Origin of the sequence: Curtobacterium sp. PhB130 (genome assembly GCF_003755165.1) — a bacterium.
In the GTDB taxonomy this organism is placed as follows: Bacteria; Actinomycetota; Actinomycetes; order Actinomycetales; family Microbacteriaceae; genus Curtobacterium.
Genome location: NZ_RKII01000004.1, coordinates 1 through 1093, shown reverse-complemented (window position 1 = coordinate 1093; position 1093 = coordinate 1). Strand labels below are relative to the sequence as shown.

Annotated in this window: 1 protein-coding gene; it reads right to left on the bottom strand. The window is 66.5% G+C overall.

The features are described from left to right. The coding region (locus EDF24_RS00050; RefSeq protein ID WP_123656474.1) for an IS481 family transposase at window positions 1–994 on the bottom strand (994 nt) is incomplete at its 3' end. Window positions 995–1093: the final 99 nt, after the last annotated feature.

Below are 1093 nucleotides of genomic sequence, written 5' to 3'. Positions count from 1 at the left end.
TGTAGTTCCCCGTGAGGTTATGAACGCGATCTGATGGGGTTTGGCCGCCGAGGCCGGTGTGTGGTCGGTGGTGATTGTAGTGATGCAGCCAGTCCGCGTAGGTCGCGGTTCTGGCTGCATCGCTGTCGTAGTGACGGGCGTAGGCCCATTCCGCGGCGAGGGTTCGATTGAACCGCTCGACCTTCCCGTTGGTCTGCGGCCGGTAGGGCCTGGTGAAGCGGTGCTTCGCGTCACCGAGGGCGGTCGCGAAGTCGCGGGATCGGTAACACGCACCGTTGTCGGTCATCACGGCCTCGACATGGATCCCCGCGGCGGCGAAGAACGTGTTTGCGCGGGCCCAGAACCCGGCAGCGGTGGCGCCGAGTTCGTTGTCGTGGATCTCTGAATACGCCAGCCGGGAGTGATCATCGACCGCGTGGTGCAGGAACCGGTACCCGCGAGAACCACGCGCGCCTCGTCGAGCAGCACGATCACGATTCGAGCCGGCGGCGCGGTCCTGGGCAGACCCGCGTCCGTGAGCGCGCCAGCCGCCACCATCTGGGATGCGGCCTTGCTTCTTGATGTCGACGTGGACGAGCTCACCCGGCCGGGACTTCTCGTATCGCACCGGAGTCGGCCGGCGAACCGGGAGCCCGGTTGCTTGGTCAATGTTGCGCAGCAGCGGCATCCGGAACCGCGCCAGGACACGTCCAACTGTCGAGCGGGCCAGGCCCAGGTGGAACGCAATCCGGTGCGGTCCCCACCGCCGGGTGACCCGCAACGCGAGGATGCGGCGTTCCAGCCGGGACGGGACTCTGGTCGGACTCGACAACGGCCTCGACGACCGGTCGGCCATCGACAGGCCCGCTCGGTATCGTGCAGCCCATTTCGCTGCCGTCGCCGGCGAACACTGGAACCGTTCCGCGGCCCGACGGACGGGCCAGCCGTCGACGACGATCAGCCGGGCAAGGCGTTCCCTGCCCGTTGGAGTGAACGGGGCATTAGCGTGAGTCACGAAGACCTCCGGTGACGACGTGGTGTGTGGTAACTCACATCGTCCCGGAGGTCTTCACTTACGTCACCCGTTCACAACGTCCCGGGGAACTACAGCTAG